The following is a 23,848-nucleotide window of genomic DNA, read 5'->3' on the forward strand; positions in this document are numbered from 1 at the left end:
CCGCGAGGACACCCAGGATATTGCGGTGCAACAGTGAGCTGACAAAATGCGTTACCGAGGTTCATTGACCTGGATCAACCAAAGATCCGCCGACTCCCTGCAGGCAAGCTTAGCAAAAGTGACACGAAAGGCCGTGTGCGTGACGGTTGCCCGCTTCCAGGAAACCACCTTGGCGACATTCCACGTCCAATCGAACGGATCCAGTAGCCTCCTGGCTATTTCATCGGAGAGTTTCATGAAAAACCTCAATCCGCTGGCGTTGTTAATTCTCCTCGCGACGCAATCCGCCGCCGCACAGGCTGGAGATTTGAACGGAGCATGGTCGATCGACGCTACGGCCTGCGGCAGCATGTTTACCAAAGAGAACAACAAGCTTGCGTTCAAGAAAGATGCTGATCTCTACGCGGGCGGTTTGATCGTCCAGGGAAAACAGATATCCGGCACATTTCAAAAATGCACTGTCAAATCGATGCATGAAGACGGGCCGAACGTGCGCGTGGTTGCGTCCTGCTCGGACGGTGTCTCGATCTCGGACGTCACATTCGACCTGAAACTTTCGGGAGAGGATAAGGTCACGCTTAGCTCCAAGGAGCCGGTGCCGGTGGAAATGGTGTATGCCCGCTGCCCGATGTGACGCTTCCGCTGGATGGTGACGACATCGTAGAGCCTTGGGAAGGATCGCGCGGCGCGCCCTACCCCATCACTCCGCCACGCTTGATCAACTCCTTGCCGACGGCAGCAAGATGCACCTGATCCGGTCCGTCGCCGATGCGGATGAAGCGGGCATAGACATAGGCGCGGGCGAGGAACGTGTCTTGCGAGACGCCGGCGGCGCCGTGGATCTGGATCGCGCGATCGATCACGCGCGCGGCCATGCTGGGGACCACGATCTTGGCGGCTGCGATCAAATCGCGCGCGGCCTTGTTGCCTTCGCGGTCCATCTTGTCGGCGGCCTGCAGCGTGAGCAGCCGCGCCTGCGCGATCTCGCAGAAGGAATGCGCGATGTCCTCGCGCACCGAGCCCTGCTCGGCGAGCGGCTTGCCGAAGGCTGTGCGTGAGACTGCGCGCTGGCACATCAATTCCAGCGCGCGCTGGGCGCAGCCGATCAGCCGCATGCAATGATGGATGCGGCCGGGGCCGAGCCGCCCCTGCGCGATCTCGAAGCCGCGGCCCTCGCCGAGCAGCATGTTCTCGGCGGGCACGCGGACGTTCTCGTAGACGATCTCGGGATGGCCGACCGGCGCGTCGTCATAGCCGTAGGTGAGCATGTCGCGGACGATGCGAACGCCCGGTGTATTTCTCGGCACCAGGATCATGGATTGCTGGCGATGGCGGTCGGGATGGTCGGGCGCAGACTTGCCCATCACGATCAGGATCTCGCAATCCTCGTTCATCGCGCCTGAGGTGAACCACTTCCGTCCGTTGATGACATAATCGTCGCCGTCGCGTGTGATCGCACATTGGATGTTGGTGGCATCGCTGGAGGCCACCTGCGGCTCCGTCATCGAGAAGCCGGAACGGATGCGGCCTTCCAGCAGCGGCTTCAGCCAGCGCTCCTGCTGCGCCTTGGTGCCGTAATTGGCCAGCACCTCCATGTTGCCGACATCGGGGGCCGAGCAGTTGAACACTTCCGGCGCCCAGAGGATGCGGCCCATGATCTCCTTCACCGGCGCATATTCGAGATTGGTCAGGCCTGGATTAGTAAGGTCTGGATTAGTAAGGTCTGGACCGTGCTCGCCGGAGAGAAACAGGTTCCAGAGCCCCTGCTCCCGTGCCAGTCGTTTCAAATCCTGCAGCACAGGCGGTGTCCTGTAGCGCGCGGCTTCCGGCTTCACCTGCTCGTAATAGAGCTCCTCGACCGGCTCGACATGCGTCCGCATGAACTGGCCGACGCGCTCCTGCAGCTGCAGCGAACGAGCGGAGTGTTGAAAGTCCATGGTGGTCTCCTTCTTCCCTTCTCCCCTTGCGGGAGAAGGTGGCGCGAAGCACCGGGGTTCTATCCGCACATTCAAATGAGAGTCGGACTCGTGGAGAGATACCCCTCACCCGGCTGCGCTTCGCGCATCCACCCTCTCCCGCAAGGAGAGAGGGGACACCCTCTCTCCCGCCCCCCTCACGTCCCGCGCAGCAGCTCGCTTGCCACCACCCAGTCGTTGCCGTCGAACTGGAGCATATAGCCGTCCTTGATCGGGCGGAAATCCTGCGGGGTGGTGTTGAGGGTGATGCCGGGCAGCAGCAGCGACAGCGGCACGCTCTTCAGGTTCGAGGCCTGTGCCATGATGTTCTCGCGCGTCAGATCGTCCTTGCACTGCTTCAGCACCACCACCAGCGCCTCGGCGACCGTATAGCCGTAGAGCGCGGCGACGTTGTTGATGTCGGCATTGGGCAGCCGCCGCTTCATGAAGTCGATATAGGCCGACATCGCCGGATCGTCCTTCGGCTCGGCCGTAAATGGCTTCAACGAGCCCAGCGACAGCACGCCCTTGCCGGCATCGAGCCCGGCCGGCGCCATCACGGTCGCCTTGTTGGCGCAGCCGGAGGCGAGGAAGCGCGTCGGCTGCCAGCCGACCTCATGGGCTTTGCGGATCGCCTGCGCGCAGGCGCGCGGCGTCACCGAATAGATCATGAAGACATCGGCCTTGGTGTTGGCCAGCGTCAGCACCTGGGAATCGACGGTGGGATCGCTGACCTCGAAGCTCGAGGCCATCGCGATCGCCTTGTCGGCATCGGCGCCGAGTGCTTCCTTGACGCCGCGAAAGTATTCCTTGCCGGCGTCGTCGTTCTGGTAGAGCACGGCGAAGCGCGCATTCGGGTTCTTGGCGCGGGCGTAGGCGACGTCGATCGCGGCCTCGCTGGTGTAGTTCGGCGCCCAGGGCAGCGCCATCGACCACGGCATGTTGGCCGGATCGTTCCATTTCGAGGCCGAGCTGATCAGGAACAGCTGCGGCACCTTGTTGCTGTTGAGATATTTTGCGATCGCCGAGCTCGGCGCGGTGCCCATGGTCGCGAAGATGAAGGCAACGCCGTCGCCCTCAACCAACCGCCGCGCCGCTTCCATCGTTTTGGGCGGCGAGAACGCGTCATCGAGCGACAAGAGATTGAGCTTGCGGCCGTTGACGCCGCCCTTCTCGTTGATCTCGTCGAAATAGGCCGTGAGCACCCGCCCGGTGATGCCGAGCGGCGACGCCGGCCCGCTATAGGGCATGGTGTTGCCGATCTTGATCTCGGTATCGGTGACGCCCGGACCGTAGGATTTTTGTGCAGAGGCAGGCGCGGACAGACAGGCGGCAGCCAGCGCTGCGGCCAGGACCAAAGCGGCTTTCATGGTTTCTCCCCGGAGCTTCATCGTCCGCGCGAGGCGACCGCGCGACGTGCTGCCTTTTGTCAGCACGTCAGATCAGCGGAGTTCCGCAGGATGGTCTTGCGTCGAGCTGCTGGTCAATGCCGCCGGCGCAGGCTGAAGCCCAGGCTGATCCAGCCGGCACCGGCCATGATGAGATCGATGCCGAGGAACAGGCCGAGGATATAGACGCTGTTGACCGGCCAGCGCGCCAGGATCAACAGCCCGAGCAGCAGCGTGACGACGGCCGACAGTGCCACCCAGACCCATGGGCTTTCGCGCTTCATGCTGAAGGCGAGGAACAGCCGAACAGCGCCGGAGGCAAGCAGCGAGGCGCCGAGGAACAGGGTCAGCAGCGCTGCTGCAAACAGCGGGTTTTCGAAGGTCAGGAAGCCCGCGATGATGTAGAGCGCGCCGAGCAGGGCCCAGAGCACGAACTTGCCCCAGCTCTTCATCTGGAAGGCACCGATCACCTCGGTGAACCCTGCGATGATCATCATCGCGCCGACCACGATCACGCTCGCCACCGTGGCCATCATCATGCTGCCGAGCGCGATGAAGCCGGTGACGAGATAGACGACGCCGAGGGCGACGATCCAGCCCCATTTGGCGTGCAGCGTGGCAAAGCCTGAGCCCAGGCCGAGGTTGGGAGACGTATCCGAAGCGCTTGTCATGACGGCTACTCCTGCATGTGAGGCCCCAAGGCACATCTCAGGATAGCACCGATCGTGCCGGGACGACAGCCAGCACAACAGCGCCGGCGGCCCCCAGCATTGACGCAGATCAAGCGCGCGAGCGCTCCATCTCGAGCTCGGCCTTGAGATTGTCGAGATCGCGGTTGATCGAGGCGACGGCCAGCGCGCGACCGCCCTTGATGTACCGCAGCATGCAGTCCCGTTTGGCAATGCTGCCGTCGATCTCGATGTGGTCGTAGCTCTCGGCGTGGCCGACATAGTTGATCGGCACGTCGTAGTGCTGGCTCCAGAAGAACGGCACCGCGTCAAAGCGCTCGCGCTTGCCCATCATGTTGCGCGCGGCGGTCTGGCCCTGGCGCTCGGCCACCACCCAGTGCTCGACCCGGATGGTTTGCCGCGAATGCGGATCGGGCCAGCGCGCGATGTCGCCGGCCGCGAAGATTCCGGCGACGCTGGTCTCCAGATATTCGCTGACGCTGACGCCGCGGTCGGCCGCGAGCCCGGCCTGTTCGGCGAGCGCGAGGCGCGGCTTGACGCCGATGCCGACGACGACCAGATCGGACTCGATCACGGCTCCGCCCTTCAGCGTGGCGCGCATGCCATCGAGCGTCGTTACGGTGTCCTTCAGGTGAAAATTGACGCCGTTCTCTTCGTGAAGCTTGCGGATGAAATCGCCCATCTCGGGGCCGAGCACCTTCTGCATCGGCCGCTCCTCCGGCGCCACCACGTGGACCTCGAGCTTGCGCGCGCGAAGCGACGCCGCGACTTCGAGGCCGATGAAGCTTGCACCGATCACCAGCGCGCGCCTGGCGCTGCCGGCGGCCTTGATGATGGCACGGCTGTCGGCAACCGAGCGCAAGGTGTGGACATGCGGCTGGTCGGCGCCGGGGATCCGGAGCTTGACGGGCTCCGCGCCGGTGGCGAGCAGCAGCCGGTCGAACGGGAGCTTGTCGCCATTGCCGAGCGTCACGCTGCGCGTCTTCGGATCGATCGCCACGACGTTGGTGTCGAGGCGGAGATCGATGCCGGCGTCTTGATAGTAATCCTCGCTCCGCAGCGGCAGATATTCCTCCGGCGCATTGCCGGCGAGATAATCCTTGGACAGGTTCGGCCGGTCGGCCGGCATCGCGCCGTCATTGCTGAGCATCGTGATGTTGCCGGCAAAGCCCTCGCGGCGGAGCATCTCGGCCGCGGCAAAACCGGCGCCGCCGCCGCCGACGATGACGAATTTTTCCGGTGTCGGCGCGGTGCGGTGGGACGCCGCTGGTCTTGACGCCTCGCGCTTATGCTGAACGATGAACTTGTCCTGATCGCGCGTCACGTCCCACAGCGCCAGCGTACTGAGTGCCGGCGGACGCGTCGCCTCGCCGGAGCGAAGTGAGAAGCAGGCGTGATGCCAGGGGCAGCGGATGGTGTCGTCGACCACCAGCCCTTCGGCGAGCGGCCCGTGCCAATGGCTGCACTCGGGCTCGATCGCGAAGATCTCGCCGCCGGCCTGTACGAGCAGGACGTCTTCCTCGCCGACATGCCCGAGCAGCTTGCTATCCCTGAACTCGCTCAGCGACACGCCTTTGGTCAGGTCGGGGCCGCTTGGCTTTTTCTCCTCGGTCATGGTCATCTCCCTGGCAGCTCAGGATTGGACGACGGCGGCGGCGAAAAGTTCCTGCGATCGCGAAAATCAGGGTTTCGCGGCCGCTTTCCGCACGTCAATCACCGCCTGCGCCCATTCGGCCGGCCGCTCCTGCGGCAGATTGTGGCCGGCGCCGGTGAAGACGCGCCGCTCGAAAAAGCCCTCGAACTTGCGTGCATGATGCGCGGTGCCGGCATTGACGCCGTCGCTGTCGCCGTCGATCGCAATCGTGGGGACGCGGACCGGCGGTTGCCGGGCAAGCTTCGCCTCGATCGCCGCATAGGCGGGATCGCCGTCGACCAGCGCGTAGCGATGGCGATAGGAATGGATCACGACGTCGACGAAATCAGGGTTGTCAAACGACACCGCGCTCTTCTCGAAGGTCGCATCGTCGAACGGCCATGTCGGCGACCACATCGCCCAGAGTTGACGGGCAAAGCCGCGGCGATTGCGCTCCAGCGCGCGGCGGCCGCGCTCGTTATGGAAGAGATATTGGTACCACAGCGCCGCTTCTTCGGGCGGCGAGGCCGGCTCCATGGAGCGGGCGATGTTCTGGATGTTGTAGGAATTGCCGGAGACGAGCCCGACGACGCGCTCGGGGTACAGCACCGAAACGACGCAGGCCGCGCGCCCGCCCCAGTCATAGCCGCCGACGACGGCGTGCTGGATGCCAAGCGCATCCATGAAGGCGAGCAGATCGGCGCCGAGCGCCGCCTGCTCGCCGGACCGCAACGTCGCGGCGAAGCGAAATCGCGTCGGCCCATAGCCGCGCAAATACGGCAGCAGCACCCGCGCGCCGGCTTGCGCGATCAGCGGCGCGGCTTCGGCATAGGCGTTCACGTCGTAGGGAAAGCCGTGGCCCATGATGCAGGGCCAGCCGTCCGGCGCGCCGTAGTCGAGATAGGCGATATCGAGGACGTCCGTGGTGATGATTTTTTGTTGCATGATTGCTCACGGAGTTGGGCGCTCCAGCAGCCTGAACGGAGCGCAGCGCAATCCGGGCTAGAAGGGCACGCCGCTATTTCTGCGGCCCGGACAGCGAGATCTCGCGCTCGGCGCGGAACACGTTGCTGTAGAGATTGGCGATCCACTGCCGGCCGATCTCGGTCTTGTTGAGATAGCTGATCTCCTTCTGGATGTGCGGCGCGACGCTGTTCCAGTAGAATTGTGGATAACGGTTCACGATGTCGGCCGGCGAGTCGTAGCCGAGTTGGCGGTTCATCCCGACTTCCTCGAACTCGTAATAAAGCGCATTGGCCTTGCGCAGATAGTTGGGATCGCCGAGCTGCCCGATGAAGTCGGCTGCGCGCAGGATCGAGGCTTCGTCGTCGTACTCCTGGCCCTGGCGGGCCGGGAAACGCGTCCCCTCGATGGCGCGGGCGATGCGTTCGGGATCGAGCCCTGGAATATGTCGCAGTCGCCGCGTCACATAGAGCTTCGAGCGGTCGACGTGATACATCATCAGGCTGGCGTCCGATGCACCGCGCGGCAACGAAATCTTGGTGTCGGCGGCATCGACCACGAAGCCGTCAATATCATCCTCCTCGAACAGACCGCGGACATAGCCGATATCGTGGGCGAGGCAGGCGATCAGGATATGGACGTAGTCCCCGGCCGAGAGATGAGTATGAAGACTTCGGCCACTGAGGATGGCCTGCGCCGCCAGCGTCACCAGCATCGTATGCTCGATGTTGTGGTAGAGCGCATCGCTGTTGCCGATGCATTCCATTGCCGTGCGGGTTGCGCTTTCGACCATACTCGCAGACGTTTCGTCGTACCTGCGCCGCATAAACGTACCGAGCAGCTTCTCCAGGGACTCAGCCGCCAGTCGCGGTAACGTCATCATGGATGCAGCCCCGTCTGTCGGTGGTGTCGCACGCTAGCTCCTGACGCCTCATACTCGCCCTCGACGCAGGTTCAGCATAGCCCAATCTGGGGCGACTGGCCAAATCCGGGACCAAAAATACGTAAATATGATATTGTGCCGCCGCGCCGCATCATGGTTGCGGTCAGGTTTCGATGCACCTGGCGGCCAGGCCGTGCGGGGGCTCGCCAGCCCGGCCAATGGCCGACCATCAAACGTCGTTTTGATGGAGAGGACGGTGCGCGAGGTGGGTCCTCATCGCGATCGGGCCAAGGCGCCTGCACCGCGTTGCGGACGGCGGCGTCAATTCCCACGCGCGAAGCGTCAGAGCATCCCGTGGAACGCGAGCTTGATCCTGCGGAGGTACGGATCCGATGCGATCGGGAATGACTCGCAACGGTCACTCCACCAGCAGCACGTCCACGGCAACGCCGAGCTTCTGCTTCGGCGAGCCGACGATGATGCCGTCCACGGGAGACACATCGGAGAAGTCGCGGCCGACCGCCAGCACGACGTGGTCGTTGGCAACGAGGAGATCGTTGGTCGGATCGAAGTCGATCCAGCCGAGCTCCGCGCCGCACCACAGCGAAACCCAGGCATGCGTAGCGTCCGCGCCCTGCAGGCGCGGCTGCCCCGCGGGCGGAACGGTGCGCAGATATCCGCTGACATAGGCCGCAGGCAGGCCGAGCCCGCGCAGTCCCGCGATCATCACATGAGCAAAATCCTGGCAGACGCCATGGCGCTTGTCGAAGACCTCGTTGAGTGGCGTCGAAATCACGGTGGCTTTGGGGTCGTAGCGAAACTCGGCGCGGATGCGATGCATGAGATCGACCGCGCCGGCGAGGATACCCGTGCCGGACGCAAAGCTCTCGGCAGCATAGGCACTGACGGGACGCAGCACCGGCACCAGCGGGCTCGCAAAGACATAGCCGACCGGCGAGGACGGCCCGAGGCTGGTCGCTTCAAACGCGATGTCGCGGATGCTCTCCCAAGGCGGGCTCGCGGCATTGCGTGCCGGAGGCTTGCGCTCGACGGAGACGCGCGAGCGCGAGTCGATGCGTAGATTGCGATGCGCGGCCTCGATCACGATGCTCTCTGTCAGCGTGCCGAAGAAATCGCGGCGGACGTTGCGCTCGGACGGGCGCGGACGGATCTCGATCTTGTGCGAGATCAGCTCCTGGCCATGGCCGTCCCTCGGCTCGAGCCGCAGCGTGCAGCGCGCGAAGCTGACCGGGCTCTCATACTCGTAAGTGGTGACGTGCCTTATGTCGTAGATCACGCCAGCCCCGTCAGCTTTTCCGGCCGGCTCGCATTGGTACCGTGCGGGAAGTAATGCAGTCCGATGGCCTCGGCGAGGCTGAGCAGATCCTGCTCCAGCGCGAACAAGGTCTTGACCTCGAGCTTCTCGGCCTCAGCCGTGGCCAACATGGACTGCACCGCCACCGCAAGCCGCTGCGGCTGCTCGATCAGGCCGTGCTCCTTCAGGCTTGGCAGCGCCGCGATATGCTCGTTCAAGGTCGTCACCTGGAACGCCACCGAACGCGGATTGTAGGGATCGAGCACGGCAAGATCGCGCACCGGCGCCAGGATCGGCGCCAGCAGATAGCGCGAGCGATAGGTGATCTGGGAATCCACCAGCGTCAGCAGGATATCGAGGTCCTCGTCGCCGGCCTCGTCATAGGCGAACTGTCGCGCAAAACGCGCGGTGTTGATGGCGCGCTCGGTGCGGCGGCCGATATCGAGGAAGCGCCAGCCGGCGGCGCGGTTCATGTTCTCCTGCGCAAGGCCTGCAAAGCTCGCAAGCTCCTGCAAGGTCAGCTCGGCCGCGCTCAGCACGCTGTCGTCGTCCTCGACCTCGTAGGAGAGCCGATCGGTCATCTCGGTGATGACCTGCCAGGCGTCGGGCGACAATCGCTCGCGCAGCGAGGTCGCCGTGCGCTGCGCCGAGCGCACCAGCGAGAGCGCCGAGCCGAAACGCGCCTCGCTCTGCAACGCTTCGGCGACGATGCGCCCCGGCGCCGCGCGCGAGGTCTGCGAGATCGCGCCCCAGGTCACCAGCAGGCGCTGGATCCGTTCGGCCGATTGCAACGAGGCCGCGGTGCCCTTGTTGGGCCCGCTCGGCGAGCCCAACGCGCGCACCAGCCGCAGTGTCGCCTCGGCGCGTTCGAGGTAACGGCCGAGCCAGAACAGATTGTCGGCGGCGCGGCTCGGCAGCACGCCGGCGATGCGGCGAATGCGGACCTTGTCGGTCGCCGGCAGCAGCGATGCGGTGGCGACCTTCTTCTCCGAGATCACCCAGACGTCGGCGGAACGTGCGCCGTCCCCCATCGACACCGCACGCGCATCGGCCTGCTCGGCGATCCGGCAGAAGCCGCCGGGCATGATGGCCCAGCCGTCCGGCGTCGCGGCAGCAAACACGCGCAGCACGAAGGGACGCGGCGTGATCTGCCCCTGCTCCCACACCGGCATGGTGGACAGGCGCACCACCTCCTGGCCGACATAGTCCATGCCGCGCGCGCTGATGGCGTCGGTCAGGCGCTGGCGTCCGGCGGCGTCGAGCTCGCTCGCCAGCACCGGGCCGTTGCGCTCGAAGCCGGGAACGCCGCGCCGGTAGGCGCCCTCGATCGCGACTTCGTCGAGCCGCGACAACACCTCGTCGCGCGCCGACTTCTGCCCGCACCACCAGGTGGCGATGTGCGGCATCTTCAGCTCTTCGCCGAGCAGACGACGGCTGAGTGCGGGCAGGAAACCAAGCAGCGCCCTCGCCTCCAGGACGCCCGAACCGGGCATGTTGGCGACGACGACGCCGTCCTTGCGCAGCACGTCGATCAGGCCGGGCACGCCGAGATGCGAGGAGGCGTCGAGCTCGAGCGGATCGAGCGAGTTGGAATCGACGCGGCGGAGCAGCACGTCGAGGCGCTTCAGGCCCGCAACAGTGCGGATGTGAATGCGATTGTCGCTGACGGCGAGATCGTCGCCCTCGACCAGGAGGAAGCCGAGATAGCGCGCGAGCGTCGCGTGCTCGAAATAGGTTTCGCTGAAGCTGCCGGGCGAGAGCACGCCGATGCGCGGCTCGTCGCGATCGGCACGCGCGCGAAGCGAGTCGCGAAACGCTTCGAAGAACGGCGCGACGCGCGGCACGTTCATCGACTTGTAGAGATCGGAGAAGGCGCGCGACAGCACCAGGCGGTTTTCCAGCGCATAGCCCGCGCCTGACGGCGCCTGCGTGCGATCGCCGAGCACCCACCAGCGGCCGTCGGGCCCGCGGCCGACGTCGGCGGCGTAGAGCGAGAGGTAACGCCCGCCCGGCGGCGGCACGCCGCAGACGGGACGGAGATATTCGGGGCTGCCGGCGATCGCACCCGCGGGCAGCGCGCCTTCCGCGACCAGCCGGCCCTCGCCATAGATGTCGCGCAGCACGAGCTCCAAAAGCTCGGCGCGCTGGGTGATGCCGGCGGAGAGCTGCTTCCAGTCGGCCTCGTCGATCAGCAGCGGCAGATGACTGAGAGACCATGGCCGGTCGGCGCTGTCGCCGGGGGCGCGGTAGGTGACGCCGGCCTCACGGAGATGGCGGTCGGCCATGCCGAAGCGCCGCTCGACCTCGTCGGGCGCGAGCGTGCCGAAGGCATCGAAGAAGCGGCTCCAGACCGCGCGCGGAGCGCCGTCGGCTCCCAGGAACTCGTCGGGGATGCCGGGAAGACGGCGATAGTCGCGGACCCATTGCGCGAGGCGGCGCTGACCGTCGCGCTGGCTCTCGCGCTGTCCTGGCGCCTTACCCGCCTTGTCCTGTTCGGCTGCGCCCTCGCCCATGCGCCTCTCCCTGCCCCGCCATCATATTCATTGCAGGAGCGGTGTCCGCAAGTCGAGGGTCAGCGGGAATTCATTTGTGCGTTCCTCGGGCGGCGGCTGCATTGGACCGGGCGTATGGCCGTGGTCCTGGAAGCGCGCCAGCCGCCGCGCCTCGGCCTCATAGGTGTTGACCGGCTTGGTGTCGTAGCTGCGGCCGCCGGGGTGAGCGACGTGATAGACACAGCCGCCGAGCGAGCGGCCGTTCCAGGTGTCGATCAGGTCGAAGGTCAAGGGCGCGTGGACGGGAATGGTCGGGTGCAGGCCGGAGGCCGGCTGCCAGGCCTTGAAGCGGACGCCGGCCACGGCCTCCCCGGAGCGTCCGGTCGACGTCATCGGCAGGCGGCGGCCGTTGCAGGTGACGACGTGGCGGCCCTCGATGAAACCTTCCGCCTTGACCTGCAGCCGTTCGACCGACGAGTCGACATAGCGTACGGTGCCGCCGGCCGAGCCCTCCTCGCCGAGCACGTGCCAGGGCTCCAATGCCTGGCGCAGTTCCAGCGTCACGCCGCCATGATGGATGCGGCCAAAGGCGGGGAAGCGGAATTCGAGCTGGGCCAGATACCATTCCGGCTCGAACGGATAACCGGAGCTCTTGAGCTCGGAGAGCACGTCCTGAAAATCTTCCCAGATAAAATGCGGCAGCATGAAGCGGTCATGCAGCGCGGTGCCCCAACGCACGAACTTGCCTTGCTGCGGCTCGCGCCAGAACTTTGCGATCAGCGCGCGGATCAGGAGCTGCTGCGCCAGCGACATGCGCGGATCCGGCGGCATTTCGAGCGCGCGGAATTCGACGAGCCCGAGCCGGCCTGTCGGACCATCAGGTGAATAGAGCTTGTCGATGCAGATCTCGGCGCGATGGGTGTTGCCGGTGATATCGACCAGCAGATGCCGGAACAGGCGATCGACCAGCCACAGCGGCGTCTGGTAACCCGGCGGCGGCACGTGCGAGAGCGCGATCTCGAGCTCGTAGATGCTGTCGTGGCGCGCCTCGTCGATGCGCGGCGCCTGGCTGGTCGGGCCGATGAAGAGGCCGGAGAAGAAATAGGACAGCGATGGATGCCGCTGCCAATACAGCACTAGGCTCTTGAGCAGATCGGGCCGGCGCAGGAACGGCGAATCCTGCGGGCTGGAGCCGCCGACGACGACGTGATTGCCGCCGCCGGTGCCGGTGTGGCGACCGTCGACCAGGAAGCGGTTGGCGCCGAGGCGTATCTTGCCGGCATCCTCATAGAGCCCGACGGTGATGTCGACCGCCTCGCGCCAGTTCTTGGCCGGCTGAACGTTGACCTCGATGACGCCGGGATCAGGCGTCACCTTGATGACCTCGATGCGCGGATCGAACGGCGGCGCATAGCCCTCGACATGGACCTGGAGCTGCATCTCCTCGGCCGTGGCCTCGACCGCCGCGATCATTTCGAGGTAGTCCTCGATACGCTCGACCGGCGGCATGAAAGCGCAGATCACGCCGTCGCGGACCTCGATCGACAGCGCCGTGCGGACGGGGACGGACATATTCAGCTTCTCGGGCGCAACCCGCGGCGGCGCTTTCGGGCGCTCCGGGAGCGTGAACACCGGCAGCTTGCCGCGCGCCTCCATCGGGTCCTGCTCGACGATGTAGGGATATTCACCGGGCGGGACGTAGCCGAGCGAGCCGATCGGCAGGCGCAGGCCGAGAGGGGAATCGCCCGGCATCAGGAACAGATGATTGCGCCGGAGTTGCCAGCGCTCGCTGCGCCAGCGCGGCGGCGCGTTCCAGCGCTGCACCGGCAGCACGAAACCGCGTGGCTTGCGGAGGCCCTCATCGAACACGCGCGCCATGCGCGCGCGTTCCTCCGGATTGGACAATTTGGAGTCGGAGGGATCGACGTTGACGGGAAGCTCGGCCTCCTTCAGCAGCCAGTAGGCGGTGTCCTCATAGGCCGGAATGATGTAGCCGGGATCGAGCCCGAGCCGCGCCGCCGTGCCCTCCATGAAATCCTCGGCGTCCTCGGTCATGGCGCGCTTGGGATTCTCGATCTTGGCGACGAGATCGCCGTTCTTCCAGATCGGCACGCCGTCCTTGCGCCAGTACAGACCGAAGGCCCAACGCGGCAGGCTCTCGCCCGGATACCATTTGCCCTGGCCGTAATGCAGCAGACCGCCCGGCGCGAAGCGGTTGCGCAAGCGGCGGATCAGATCGTCGCCGAGTGCGCGCTTGGTCGGGCCGACGGCTTCCGTATTCCACTCCGCCGCTTCGAGATCGTCGACCGAGACGAAGGTCGGCTCGCCGCCCATGGTGAGCCGCACATCTTGCGCAGCGAGATCGCCGTCGACCTGCTCGCCGAGATCGTTGAGGCGCCCCCAGGATTCGTCGGAGAACGGCTTCGTGATGCGCGGCGCCTCGCGGATGCGGCGGACGCTCATGTCGAAGGCGAACTCGACCTCGGCGAAGCCGGCGCCGCCGGAGATCGGCGCGGCCGAACGATAATGCGGCGTGGCAGCGACGGGAATGTGCCCCTCGCCTGCGAGCATGCCCGAGGTCGCGTCGAAACCGATCCAGCCCGCGCCCGGCAGATAGACCTCGGCCCAGGCGTGCAGATCGGTGAAGTCGTTCTCGACCTCAGGCGGTCCCTCGATCGGATCGATGTCGGGGCGGATCTGGATCAGGTAGCCGGAGACGAAGCGCGCAGCGAGACCGAGATGACGGAAGGTCTGGATCAGGAGCCAGGCGGAGTCGCGGCACGATCCGGCGCAGGAGGTGAGCGTCTCCTCCGGCGTCTGCACGCCGGGCTCCATGCGGATGACGTAGTTGATCTTCTGCTGCAGCTCGCGATTGAGATCGACCAGGAAGTTGACCGTGTTCGGCGCTTCGCGCGGGATCGAGGCGAGATATTTTGCGAAGGCGGGATCGGGCTTGATGGTCTCCAGATACGGCGCCAGCTCGGTCTTGAGATCTTTCGGGTATTCGAACGGAAAGCCGTCGGCGTAGGGTTCGACGAAGAAGTCGAACGGGTTGACCACGGTCATCTGCGTCGTGAAGTCGACCTCGAATTTCAGCTCGGTGGTCTTCTCCGGAAAGACGTAGCGCGCGAGCCAGTTGCCCTGCGGATCCTGCTGCCAGTTCACGAAATGATTGGCTGGGGTGACCTTGAGCGAATAGCTCAGGATCGGCGTGCGCGTATGCGGCGCCGGCCGCAGGCGGATGGTCTGCGGTCCGAGATCGATCGGGCGGTCGTATTTGTAGTGCGTGACGTGATGTAGTGCGACGTAGATCGACACGGGGTACGGTGCTCCAGCAGCTTTTTTGAGCAGAACACCGCTGGTGACCTCGATCAAGCATTAACAACGGGCAGACCGTGCCTACGGCACGGGCTGCTCGCTCAATCACATCGTCGCGCCAAGCACCCAGGGCGCGAATTCGGCGCCGCCGAAATCAAAGCTTTCGCTCTTGGTCGGCTGGCCGGATGCGGTCTTCAGGATGAGATCGAAGATGCGCTGGCCGCACTCCTGCACGCTCTCCTCGCCTTCGAGGATGGTGCCGCAATTGACGTCCATGTCCTCTTCCATGCGCTTGTACATGGGCGTGTTGGTGGCGAGCTTGATCGACGGCGCGGGCTTGCAGCCGAACACGCTGCCGCGGCCGGTGGTGAAGCAGACGAGGTTGGCGCCGCCGGCGACTTGCCCCGTTGCCGCGACCGGATCGTAGCCGGGCGTGTCCATGAACACGAAGCCGCGCTTCGTCACGGGCTCGGCGTAGCGCAGCACGTCGACCAGATTGGTGGTGCCGGCCTTGGCCATCGCGCCGAGTGACTTTTCCAGGATGGTGGTGAGGCCGCCGGCCTTGTTGCCGGGGCTCGGATTGGCGTTCATCTCGGCGCCCTCGCGCTCGGTGTATTCGTCCCACCAGCGCATGAGATCGACGAGCTTCTCGCCGACCTCGCGGCTGACGGCGCGGCGCGTCAAGAGATGCTCGGCGCCGTAGGTCTCGGGCGTCTCCGACAGGATCACGGTGCCGCCGTGACGCACGATGAGATCGCTGGCCGCACCCAGTGCCGGATTGGCCGACACGCCGGAATAGCCATCGGAGCCGCCGCATTGCAGCGCCACGGTGAGCTCGCTCGCCGGCACGGACTCGCGCTTCACCTTGTTGGAGTCGGCGAGCGCTTCACGCACGAAGGCGATGCCGGCTTCGACCGTCTTGCGGGTGCCGCCGACCTCCTGGATGTCCATCGCGCGCAGGCGGCCGGCGAGCTTCTGCTCCTCCATCAGCCCACCGATCTGGTTCACCTCGCAGCCCAGCCCGAGCACGATGACGTGCGAGAAGTTGACGTGCCGCGCATAACCGCCGAGCGTGCGGCGGAGCAGCGCCAAGGGCTCGTTCTGCGTCATGCCGCAGCCGGTCTTGTGGGTCAGCGCGACCACGCCGTCGACATTGGGAAATTCGGCCAGCGGATTGTCGCCGGTGAAAGGATTCTTCTTGAAGACGTCGGCGACGAGGCCCGCGACATGCGCGCTGCAATTCACCGAGGTGAGGATGCCGATATAGTTGCGCGTGGCGACGCGGCCGTCCGGGCGGCGGATGCCTTCGAAGGTTGCCGGCAGGTCGAAATTCGGCGTCGGCTTGACGTCGGCGCAATAGGCGTAGTCCTTGGCGAAATCGCCCATGCCGATGTTCTGCACGTGCACGTGCTGGCCCGGCGCGATCGGCGCGGTGGCAAAGCCGATGATCTGGCCGTAGCGGATGACAGGCTCGCCCACCGCGATCGGCTTGATCGCGACCTTGTGGCCGGAGGGAATGCGTTCGACCGTGGTCACGCCGTCAGCCACCACCGTCCCCGGCGGCAGGCTCGCGCGCGCGATCAGCACGCCATCAGCGGGGTGCAGGCGGATGACGGGGCTGATGGTCATGGGTATCTCCTTGGGTCTTCAAGTATCGTGACCCGGACGCAGCGCAACGTGAAACGGTGCGCTGCTGAGCCGGGGCCGAGTTATCACGTCAGTGCACTTCACCAGCTTCTGGGTCCCGGCTCTGCGATGCACCGCTTCGCGCTGCATCGCGTCCGGGACACAGAGAGAGCAATCAGGCCTTGCCGCCGGACTCCTTGCGGGTCGCGTTGACCTGCATCTTGGCGTAGGTGGTCATCATGCCGACCTCGTTCGAGAGCGTCACCAGCTTGAAGCCCATGTTGATGGCGCGCGCCGCACCTTCGGCGCCGCTGCAATGGATGCCGGGGAAGAGCCCACGCTTGTCGCATTCCTTGATGATCTTGTCGTAGATCGCGAGGATTTCCGGCTCGGTGCGATCGAGCTTGGGCTCGAGCCCGTAAGAGAAGCCGAGATCGGACGGGCCGATATAGACGCCGTTGAGGCCTTCGACGTCGAGGATCGCTTCCATGTTCTCGACCGCGGTCTTGGTCTCCATCATCGGCAGCAGCACGATGTCGTCGTTTGCGGTCTTCTGATAGGAGCCCGCGGTGCCGTACATCCCGGCGCGGATCGGACCGTTGGAGCGGACGCCCTTCGGCGGATATTTCGAATAGGAGACGAGGTTCTTGGCTTCCTGCGGCGTGTTGACCATCGGGCAGATCACGCCATAGGCGCCGCCGTCGAGCACCTTGCCGATGATGCCGGGCTCGTTCCAGGGCACGCGGACCATCGGGGTGACCGGATGCTTGTCCATGGCCTGGAAGCACTGCACCATCGAGAGATAATCCTGCACGCCGTGCTGCATGTCGACGGTGACGCTGTCGAAGCCGCATTGCGCGATCATCTCAGCCGAGAAGCCGGAGGGAATAGCGAGCCACGCGTTGACCACGGCCTTGCCCGACTTCCAGATTTCCTTGACCTTGTTCGCCACGTTGCCTTCCTTCTTCGTTGTTTGGACCGTGTTTTTTGGACCGCGTTGTTTGGACCGTCGTCACCACGCAGAGCGCCGCGACGGCACGCCCTCGCTGTTACCGCGAACCGGGGCGCCGCGCTACGCTCGCGATGACGTAAGACCTATGCAGTCGCCCATTGGGTGCGGGCCTCGCGGGCGGCGACACTATCGCCGCCCGGGTGCCATCCCGCAAGGGGATGCCAACCCGGATCGTGCCCCCTGGACGGAACCCTCCGTCTACGCACTCACCTTGGCATGGCCGCCGAGGTAGGCGGCGCGGATCGCTTCATTGCCCCAGAGCTCGTCGGGCTTGCCGCCGAGCACGATACGTCCGGTCTCGAGCACGTAGCCGTAATCGGCCACCGACAAGCCCATGCGCGCATTCTGCTCGACCAGCAGCACGGTCGTGTTGCGCCGGATCTCGGAGATGATCTTGAACACGGCCTGCACGATGACGGGCGCCAGCCCGAGTGACGGCTCGTCCAGCAGCAACAGTCGCGGCTTGGCCATCAGGCCGCGCGCGACCGCGACCATCTGGAGCTGGCCGCCGGACAGCGTCCAGCCGAGCGCGTTGGAGAATTTGCGGATGTCAGGGAACAGATCGAACATCGCATCCGCCTCGCGCGAGATCTCCGAGGTTGCGGCCCGGCGATTGGAGGCGCCGAGCATGATGTTCTCTTTTACCGTGAGACCCGGAAACACACGGCGCCCTTCCGGCACGTGGCTGATGCCCATACGGACGATCGCCTCCGGGCCGAGGCCCGCGATCGACTTGCCGTCGAACAGGATGTCGCCGGAGGTCGGCTTGGCGAGACCGGAGATGGCGCGCAGGGTCGTCGACTTGCCGGCGCCGTTGGCCCCGAGCAGCGTCACCACCTGGCCCTGCTCCACGGCGCAGGTCACGCCGCGCAGCGCTTCGATCTCGCCGTAGCGCACCACGAGATTGCGGATTTCGAGCAACGGCATCATTCGCTCCCGAGATAGGCGGAGACGACGTCGGGATGACGAAGCACGGCCATGGATTCGCCGTCCGCGATGCGGCGTCCGAAGTTGAGCACGGTGATGTGCTGGGCCGCTTCCGAGACCAGCGTCATATCGTGATCGATGATCAGGATGGTGAGCCCTTGCGCGGCGATGCGCTTGAGCAGCTCGTGCAGCTCGAGCTTCTCGGTCGAGTTGAGGCCGGCCGCGGGCTCGTCGAGCAGCAACAGCGTCGGGTTCGACGCCAGCGCACGCGCGATCTCGATCAGGCGCTGATGGCCGTAGGAGAAGCTCGAGATGAGCTCGTTGGCGCGGCTGCCGAGGCCGACGAAGGTGAGCGCTTCCATCGCACGCTCGGTCAGCGCGTCATCGCCCTTCCCGACCATGGTGTTGCCGGGCCGCTCGGCGCCGATCTCGACATTCTCCAGCGCCGTCATCGAACGGAACAGGCGGATGTTCTGGAAGGTGCGGCCGAGGCCCGACGCCGTACGCTGATGCGGCGGCATGTGGGTGATGTCGGTGCCGTCGAGCACGATCTTGCCGGCGGTCGCGACATAGAGCCCCGAGAGCACGTTGAGCGTTGTGGTCTTGCCCGAGCCGTTCGGCCCGATCAGCGCATGCACGCCGCCGCGCTTCACGGCGATGTCGACGCCGTCGACGGCCTTGAGGCCACCGAAATGCTTCGACAGGCCCGTGACTTCCAGCACGGTGTCGCCGCCAACCGTCGCCGGCTTCAATTGCAGCGCGGCAGCTGCGGGCGGCGCCTTGATCTTGGCGCGCCAGCGCGTGAAGCCATCCGCGACAAAGCCCCAGATACCATCGGGCATGAAGCGGATGATCAGGATCACGAACAGGCCGTAGATCGCGAGGTAAAGCCCCGGCACGCTCTTGAGGAAGCGCAGCCATTCCGGGATCAGGATCAACAGACCTGTGCCGATCGCAGAGCCGATCGGCGAGGCCACGCCGCCGAGCAGCGACATGGTCAGGAACACGATCGATTCCGCGAACGAGAACTGATCCGGGCTGACATAGGCAAAGCCGCCGGCGAACAATCCGCCAGCTAGACCACCGAGCAGCGCACAGAGCGCAAACGCGTAGATCTTGGTGCGGAAAACGTCGATGCCGTTGACGCCGGCCGCAAGCTCGTTGTCGCGCACCGCGCGCATGGCGCGGCCAAGCTTGGTGTCGGCGAGATGCCAGACCAGATAGCCGACGATCGCCAGCATCGCAACACAGAAGGCGAGATAGCTCTGCGACGACTGGAACAGCTCCGGACGCTTGATGTTGGGGACGCCGTCGGGGCCGCGCGTCAGCCAGATCGCGTTGATCATGACCAGCGTGACGATCTGCTGGAACGAGATCGTGACCATGGCGAGATAGTGACCACCGAGCCGCAGCGTCGACATGCCCAGGAGCGCGCCCGCAAGCAGCGAGATCACGCAGCCGCCGACGAGGCACAGCCAGAAGCTGATTTGCAGGTCCGTCGTACCGATGCCGACCGCATAGGCACCGAGCCCGAAGAACGCGGCCTGCGCCAGGTTGATCTGGCCGCACAGACCGAGCACGACGGAGAGCCCGAACACCGCGATCGCGAACGTCGTCGCCTGAAGCAGGATGTTGTGGACGTATCCGTCGAAGCGCAGGGTCGCCGCGAGCACGACCAGGATCGCCGCGCCGATGAAGTACGGCAGGTGGCGAACCAGCAAGGGCTTCGAGTGGATGGCGGGTGCCGGAATCGACATGTTGTCGCTGGGGGCGCTCATGCTTTTTCCGCCACGCGTTCGCCGAAGATGCCCTGCGGCCGGAAGATCAGGAAGGCGATCAGCACCAGGAAGGCGAAGCCGTCCTTATAGGGCACCGAGATATAGGCTGCGCCAAACGTCTCGATCACGCCAAGCGCCAGACCGCCGATGATGGCACCGGCGACGTCGCCGAAGCCACCGATAATGGTGGCTGCGAACGCCTTCAGCGCGATGGTCGAGCCCATCTGGATCGAGACGAACAGCACCGGGGCGACCAGAATGCCGGCCAGGCCGCCGAGTACCGCGGAATAGATGAAGGTGATCATGATCATGGTCGACACGGAAATGCCGAGCAGCGAGGCCATCTCCTTGTCCTGCGAGGTCGCCTGCAGCTTCTTGCCGAGCAGCGTCTTCTCGAAGAACCAGAAATTGAAGATCACGAGACAGATGGTGACGCCGATGATCAGCAGGTACTGGCTGTCGAGATAGACCGGTCCGAGCTGGATGCCGGGCGTGTCGAACCAGCCCTGCAGCACCTGCGGCTGCGGCCCGTAGATCGCGAGCACGGAGTTCGCCAGCAGGATCGAGGCGCCGATGGTGGCGATGATCACGGGCAGATAGGTGCGGTGGCGCAGCGGATAATAGACGCCGAGATTGAAGACCACGCCGAGCAGCGCCATGCCGAGCAGCGCGACGATGAACGCCGCCCAATAGGGCAGACCGGCCTCGACCGCGACGACCATCAGATAGGCCGCGACCATGGAGAATTCGCCCTGGGCAAAATTCACCACGTTGGTGGCACGGAAGATCAGCACGAAGCCGAGCGCGACAAGCGCGTAGACGGCGCCGATACCGATGCCGGTAAAGAGCAATTGTAGGGCGAGATCCATGACAAGCTTCTGTTGGAGGTCAGATTCGTCCGCCGATGACGTTTCGACCTCCCCGACCGGAACCGGGGAGGTCGATTCGACGTCAGTCGTTGAACTCGATGTGCTTGTCGAAGACGATATTCCCCTTGTCGTTCTTCACGATGTTGTAGCCGTGGAGACCGTCGCCGTTCTGGTCGAAATTGTATTCGCCCTCGGCGCCCGGGAACTTCTTGATCGCGAGGATGGCTTCGCGGATCTTGGTCGGATCGGTCGTGCCGGCCTTGTTGATCGCCTGAGCCAGCACGCTGATCGCATCGAAGGTCCAGGAGCTCTGGTTATCCGGTGCGACCTTGACCGTGTCGCGGTAGATCTTGCCGAACGCCTTCGAGCCGTCGCTGGAATCCTCAGCATAGTCGGCCACGCCATAGGTGTTGTAGAGCGCGGGACCGGCGAGCTTCAGCGCGGTGATGTTGACGATCGAGGGCGAGCCGACCCACGGGATGTTCACGCCGAGCTGACGGAGCTGGCGGGCGAAGATGCCGAGATCGTTCTCGAAGGTGAAGTAGGAGCCGAGAATGTCCGCGCCCGACTGCTTGATGGCGAGCACGACCGGGGTGAAATCCTGGCTCTGGTTGGCGTAGCCCTGGTCGAGCACCGAGGGGGCACCGAGCTTTTCCAGCGCGGCCGTCAGCGCCTTGCCGCCGGCGGTGCCGAAGGCGTCGGTCGAGTGCAGCACGGCCCACTTTTTCTTGCCAAGCGTGTTGACGCCGTATTCGGCGATGACGCGACCGGAATAGCTGTCATTGGGACGGCAGCGGAACAGCCATTGATTGCCCATATGGGTGAGGTTCGGATCGGTGCCACCGATCATCACGGGCTTGCCGAGCTTGATGACGTCAGGCGCCATCGCATGCACCTGGGTCGAACGAATCGAGCCGAGGAAACCGACGATGTCGGACTGTGCTGCGAGTTTGGAGAACGCAAGCACGATGCCCGGATTGGTGGTCTGGTCGTCCTCGACGATCAGCTCGCCCTGCTTTCCCAGGATACCGCCGGCCTTGTTGACGGCTTCGAGCGCCAGCTTGGCGCCCTTGATGGCGTAACCGCCGGATTCGGCGGCGGGACCCGTGACGGGCGCACACATGCCGATCTTGATGGTGGCACCCTGCGCATTTGCGCTCTTGATGAGGTATGGCGCGGCAACACCGGCAGCAATTCCGGCAGCGAAATCGCGTCTCGTCAGTCTCATAAATTCCTCCCTGGGGCCGGGCATCCTTGTCGGCCCTTCTTGGTCTTAGCGCTATCTTGGCTTTGTCACTGAATACAGAGCCGGATGCTACTTACGGACTCTCCCGGCGTGAGTAAATTGATATTGAGAGATCATCGACTAACTACGGAGAGCGCGCGTCCCAGAGATGATTAACACCTGCGACGGCGATCTATTCTCAGCTACTTTTTCCGGGCTTTTCCCGCATTTCACGTCACGCACGCTGCCCACGCACTATGCAATGATGACAGTCATGCGTGGCAGGAACGTCATCATGCAAATTTGCCGCTACGCATCGTCCGTGACTTCGTCACGCGCATTCGCGGAAGCGAGGCAGAATTCCAACTCTCCGAGCATCTCCTGCAACTCGGCGAGCTTGCGCGCGCCGAAGCGCTCCGTGATCTCGGCATAGATCGCCTCGGACGACGGCGCGACGGAGGCCATCAGCTTCACGCCCTCTTTCGAAATCGAGACCATGCTGCGGCGCTGATCCGTCTTCGCCGTCTTGCGCTCGATCAAATTGCGCGCCTCGAGATCGCGCAGGATGCGCGACAGGCTCGGCCCAAGGAGAAACGCGGTGCGCGCGAGTTCCGTGACCTCGGCGGCCTCGATGGACGCAAGCGCGCGCAGGATGCGCCATTGCTGCTCGGTCAGGCCGTGCTCGCGCAGCGCTGGGCGAAATTGCCGCATGACAGCCTCGCGTGCCCGCAGCAGCGACATCGGCAGCGATCGCGAGAAATCGCGCATCGGCACCTGGCGCGCGGCAGTCGCGCTTCCGTTGGTGGGATCAGCCGGTCTCTTCGCCATATCGCCCTTTCAAGCCGCAAAAAGTTTGCAGTGCAGCAAGCCCAGATTCAGTTTGACGGATTCACTTAACATGTTAAGTATTTCCGGGCACCACGATTTTGGCCGATCATCAATGGCGCTTTCCAAAGACGATATCCTTGCTTGCGCGAACCGTCTGCACCAGGCGGAGAAGACCCGCGTGCAGATCCGGCAGCTCTCGCAGGATTTCCCTGACATCACTATCGCCCATGCCTACGCGATTCAGAAGGCGTGGGTCGACATCAAGATCGCCGAAGGGCGCCTCGTCAAAGGCCACAAAATCGGACTGACGTCGAAGGCGATGCAGAGCGCGCTTGACATCAACGAGCCGGATTCCGGCGTGCTGCTCGACGACATGTTCTTCGCCGACGGCGGCCTCGTTCCGACCGAGCGCTTCATCGCCACGCGTGTCGAGGCCGAGCTTGCCTTCGTCATGAGCAAGCGGCTGGCGGGACCGGACTGCACGATGTTCGACGTGCTCAACGCCACCGACTTCGTGGTTCCGGCGCTGGAGATTCTGGATACACGGATCGAACGCGTCGATCCCAAGACCAAAGCCACGCGCAAAATCTACGACACCATCGCCGACAACGCCGCGAATGCCGGCATCGTGCTCGGCGGGCGGCCGATCCGCCCGCTCGACGCCGACCTGCGCTGGATCGGCGCGCTCTGCTTCAAGAACGGTCAGCTCGAAGAGACCGGCCTTGCCGCCGGCGTGCTCAATCATCCCGCGACTGCTGTGGCCTGGCTCGCCAACAAGATCGCGCCGCTCGGCCTCGCGCTCGAGCCGGGTCAGGTCGTGCTGGCCGGCTCCTTCATCCGTCCGATCGAGACCCGCAAGGGCGACACAATTCAGGCCGATTATGGCGCCTACGGCTCGGTCAGCTGCTACTTCGCTTAGAAAGCAACAAGAATACACGGGGAGTGAA

18 protein-coding genes are annotated in these 23,848 nt (G+C 64.8%); 2 read left to right on the top strand and 16 right to left on the bottom strand.

All coding sequences use genetic code 11. From position 1 onward, the window contains the following. Positions 1 to 235 precede the first annotated feature (235 nt). Positions 236 to 634: a hypothetical protein gene (locus tag K3F49_RS13160; protein ID WP_234681336.1), complete on the top strand. Its 399-nt coding sequence runs from the start codon at positions 236 to 238 to the stop codon at positions 632 to 634. A 58-nt stretch (positions 635 to 692) separates the two neighbouring features. Here the strand turns inward: K3F49_RS13160 and K3F49_RS13165 are convergent, their stop codons facing one another. The 16 genes from K3F49_RS13165 to hpaR all read right to left on the bottom strand — a co-directional run bounded on the left by K3F49_RS13165 (position 693) and on the right by hpaR (position 22,901). Next, positions 693 to 1,937, bottom strand: a complete 1,245-nt coding sequence (locus K3F49_RS13165) for an acyl-CoA dehydrogenase family protein (RefSeq protein ID WP_234681337.1) — start codon at positions 1,935 to 1,937, stop codon at positions 693 to 695. A gap of 176 nt (positions 1,938 to 2,113) precedes the next feature. Next, a complete protein-coding gene (locus K3F49_RS13170; RefSeq protein ID WP_234681338.1) occupies positions 2,114 to 3,325 on the bottom strand; it encodes an ABC transporter substrate-binding protein in 1,212 nt (403 codons plus the stop codon). 113 nt (positions 3,326 to 3,438) lie between these two features. Beyond that, positions 3,439 to 4,014 (bottom strand): HdeD family acid-resistance protein, encoded by a 576-nt coding sequence (locus tag K3F49_RS13175; protein WP_234681339.1) that lies wholly within the window; start codon positions 4,012 to 4,014, stop codon positions 3,439 to 3,441. 109 nt (positions 4,015 to 4,123) lie between these two features. Beyond that, entirely contained in the window at positions 4,124 to 5,647 is a 1,524-nt protein-coding gene (locus K3F49_RS13180) for an FAD-dependent oxidoreductase (protein WP_234681340.1), read from the bottom strand. A 66-nt stretch (positions 5,648 to 5,713) separates the two neighbouring features. Continuing rightward, positions 5,714 to 6,610, bottom strand: a complete 897-nt coding sequence (locus K3F49_RS13185) for an alpha/beta fold hydrolase (protein ID WP_234681341.1) — start codon at positions 6,608 to 6,610, stop codon at positions 5,714 to 5,716. A 73-nt stretch (positions 6,611 to 6,683) separates the two neighbouring features. Continuing rightward, positions 6,684 to 7,511: a metal-dependent phosphohydrolase gene (locus K3F49_RS13190; protein WP_234681342.1), complete on the bottom strand. Its 828-nt coding sequence runs from the start codon at positions 7,509 to 7,511 to the stop codon at positions 6,684 to 6,686. A 418-nt stretch (positions 7,512 to 7,929) separates the two neighbouring features. Continuing rightward, positions 7,930 to 8,808: a transglutaminase family protein gene (locus K3F49_RS13195; protein ID WP_234681343.1), complete on the bottom strand. Its 879-nt coding sequence runs from the start codon at positions 8,806 to 8,808 to the stop codon at positions 7,930 to 7,932. Next, complete coding sequence (locus K3F49_RS13200) at positions 8,805 to 11,339, bottom strand: circularly permuted type 2 ATP-grasp protein (protein ID WP_234681344.1); 2,535 nt, start codon at positions 11,337 to 11,339, stop codon at positions 8,805 to 8,807. The genes K3F49_RS13195 and K3F49_RS13200 overlap by 4 nt, the downstream gene beginning before the upstream one ends. Positions 11,340 to 11,366: 27 nt before the next feature. Next, positions 11,367 to 14,636, bottom strand: coding sequence for a transglutaminase family protein (locus tag K3F49_RS13205; protein ID WP_234681345.1), 3,270 nt, complete (start codon positions 14,634 to 14,636; stop codon positions 11,367 to 11,369). 105 nt (positions 14,637 to 14,741) lie between these two features. Next, entirely contained in the window at positions 14,742 to 16,265 is a 1,524-nt protein-coding gene (locus K3F49_RS13210; RefSeq protein WP_234681346.1) for a UxaA family hydrolase, read from the bottom strand. A 172-nt stretch (positions 16,266 to 16,437) separates the two neighbouring features. Then, positions 16,438 to 17,214: an HpcH/HpaI aldolase family protein gene (locus K3F49_RS13215; RefSeq protein ID WP_234681347.1), complete on the bottom strand. Its 777-nt coding sequence runs from the start codon at positions 17,212 to 17,214 to the stop codon at positions 16,438 to 16,440. Between the two features lie 258 nt (positions 17,215 to 17,472). Then, a complete protein-coding gene (locus K3F49_RS13220) occupies positions 17,473 to 18,201 on the bottom strand; it encodes an ABC transporter ATP-binding protein (RefSeq protein WP_234681348.1) in 729 nt (242 codons plus the stop codon). Further along, a complete protein-coding gene (locus K3F49_RS13225; RefSeq protein WP_234681349.1) occupies positions 18,201 to 19,979 on the bottom strand; it encodes a branched-chain amino acid ABC transporter ATP-binding protein/permease in 1,779 nt (592 codons plus the stop codon). Before K3F49_RS13225 ends, K3F49_RS13220 begins: the two co-directional genes overlap by 1 nt. Continuing rightward, positions 19,976 to 20,848, bottom strand: coding sequence for a branched-chain amino acid ABC transporter permease (locus tag K3F49_RS13230; protein WP_234681350.1), 873 nt, complete (start codon positions 20,846 to 20,848; stop codon positions 19,976 to 19,978). Before K3F49_RS13230 ends, K3F49_RS13225 begins: the two co-directional genes overlap by 4 nt. 82 nt (positions 20,849 to 20,930) lie before the next feature. Beyond that, positions 20,931 to 22,076: an ABC transporter substrate-binding protein gene (locus K3F49_RS13235; RefSeq protein ID WP_234681351.1), complete on the bottom strand. Its 1,146-nt coding sequence runs from the start codon at positions 22,074 to 22,076 to the stop codon at positions 20,931 to 20,933. A 306-nt stretch (positions 22,077 to 22,382) separates the two neighbouring features. Then, positions 22,383 to 22,901: a homoprotocatechuate degradation operon regulator HpaR gene (gene hpaR / locus K3F49_RS13240; RefSeq protein ID WP_234681352.1), complete on the bottom strand. Its 519-nt coding sequence runs from the start codon at positions 22,899 to 22,901 to the stop codon at positions 22,383 to 22,385. A gap of 112 nt (positions 22,902 to 23,013) precedes the next feature. Here hpaR and hpaH point away from each other — a divergent pair, with 112 nt between their 5' ends. Further along, positions 23,014 to 23,820, top strand: coding sequence for a 2-oxo-hept-4-ene-1,7-dioate hydratase (hpaH, locus tag K3F49_RS13245; RefSeq protein ID WP_234681353.1), 807 nt, complete (start codon positions 23,014 to 23,016; stop codon positions 23,818 to 23,820). The last annotated feature ends 28 nt before the right edge of the window (positions 23,821 to 23,848 follow it).

The sequence above is a fragment of the Bradyrhizobium monzae genome (genome assembly GCF_021458635.1).
In the GTDB taxonomy this organism is placed as follows: Bacteria; Pseudomonadota; Alphaproteobacteria; order Rhizobiales; family Xanthobacteraceae; genus Bradyrhizobium.

Bases quoted from the DNA above. Each gene is read 5' to 3' on its own strand.
- K3F49_RS13160 (WP_234681336.1), top strand. From the start codon at position 236: ATGAAAAACCTCAATCCGCTGGCGTTGTTAATTCTCCTCGCGACGCAA.
- K3F49_RS13165 (WP_234681337.1), bottom strand. From the start codon at position 1,937: ATGGACTTTCAACACTCCGCTCGTTCGCTGCAGCTGCAGGAGCGCGTC.
- K3F49_RS13170 (WP_234681338.1), bottom strand. From the start codon at position 3,325: ATGAAAGCCGCTTTGGTCCTGGCCGCAGCGCTGGCTGCCGCCTGTCTG.
- K3F49_RS13175 (WP_234681339.1), bottom strand. From the start codon at position 4,014: ATGACAAGCGCTTCGGATACGTCTCCCAACCTCGGCCTGGGCTCAGGC.
- K3F49_RS13180 (WP_234681340.1), bottom strand. From the start codon at position 5,647: ATGACCGAGGAGAAAAAGCCAAGCGGCCCCGACCTGACCAAAGGCGTG.
- K3F49_RS13185 (WP_234681341.1), bottom strand. From the start codon at position 6,610: ATGCAACAAAAAATCATCACCACGGACGTCCTCGATATCGCCTATCTC.
- K3F49_RS13190 (WP_234681342.1), bottom strand. From the start codon at position 7,511: ATGATGACGTTACCGCGACTGGCGGCTGAGTCCCTGGAGAAGCTGCTC.
- K3F49_RS13200 (WP_234681344.1), bottom strand. From the start codon at position 11,339: ATGGGCGAGGGCGCAGCCGAACAGGACAAGGCGGGTAAGGCGCCAGGA.
- K3F49_RS13210 (WP_234681346.1), bottom strand. From the start codon at position 16,265: ATGACCATCAGCCCCGTCATCCGCCTGCACCCCGCTGATGGCGTGCTG.
- K3F49_RS13220 (WP_234681348.1), bottom strand. From the start codon at position 18,201: ATGCCGTTGCTCGAAATCCGCAATCTCGTGGTGCGCTACGGCGAGATC.
- K3F49_RS13225 (WP_234681349.1), bottom strand. From the start codon at position 19,979: ATGAGCGCCCCCAGCGACAACATGTCGATTCCGGCACCCGCCATCCAC.
- K3F49_RS13230 (WP_234681350.1), bottom strand. From the start codon at position 20,848: ATGGATCTCGCCCTACAATTGCTCTTTACCGGCATCGGTATCGGCGCC.
- K3F49_RS13235 (WP_234681351.1), bottom strand. From the start codon at position 22,076: ATGAGACTGACGAGACGCGATTTCGCTGCCGGAATTGCTGCCGGTGTT.
- hpaR (WP_234681352.1), bottom strand. From the start codon at position 22,901: ATGGCGAAGAGACCGGCTGATCCCACCAACGGAAGCGCGACTGCCGCG.
- hpaH (WP_234681353.1), top strand. From the start codon at position 23,014: ATGGCGCTTTCCAAAGACGATATCCTTGCTTGCGCGAACCGTCTGCAC.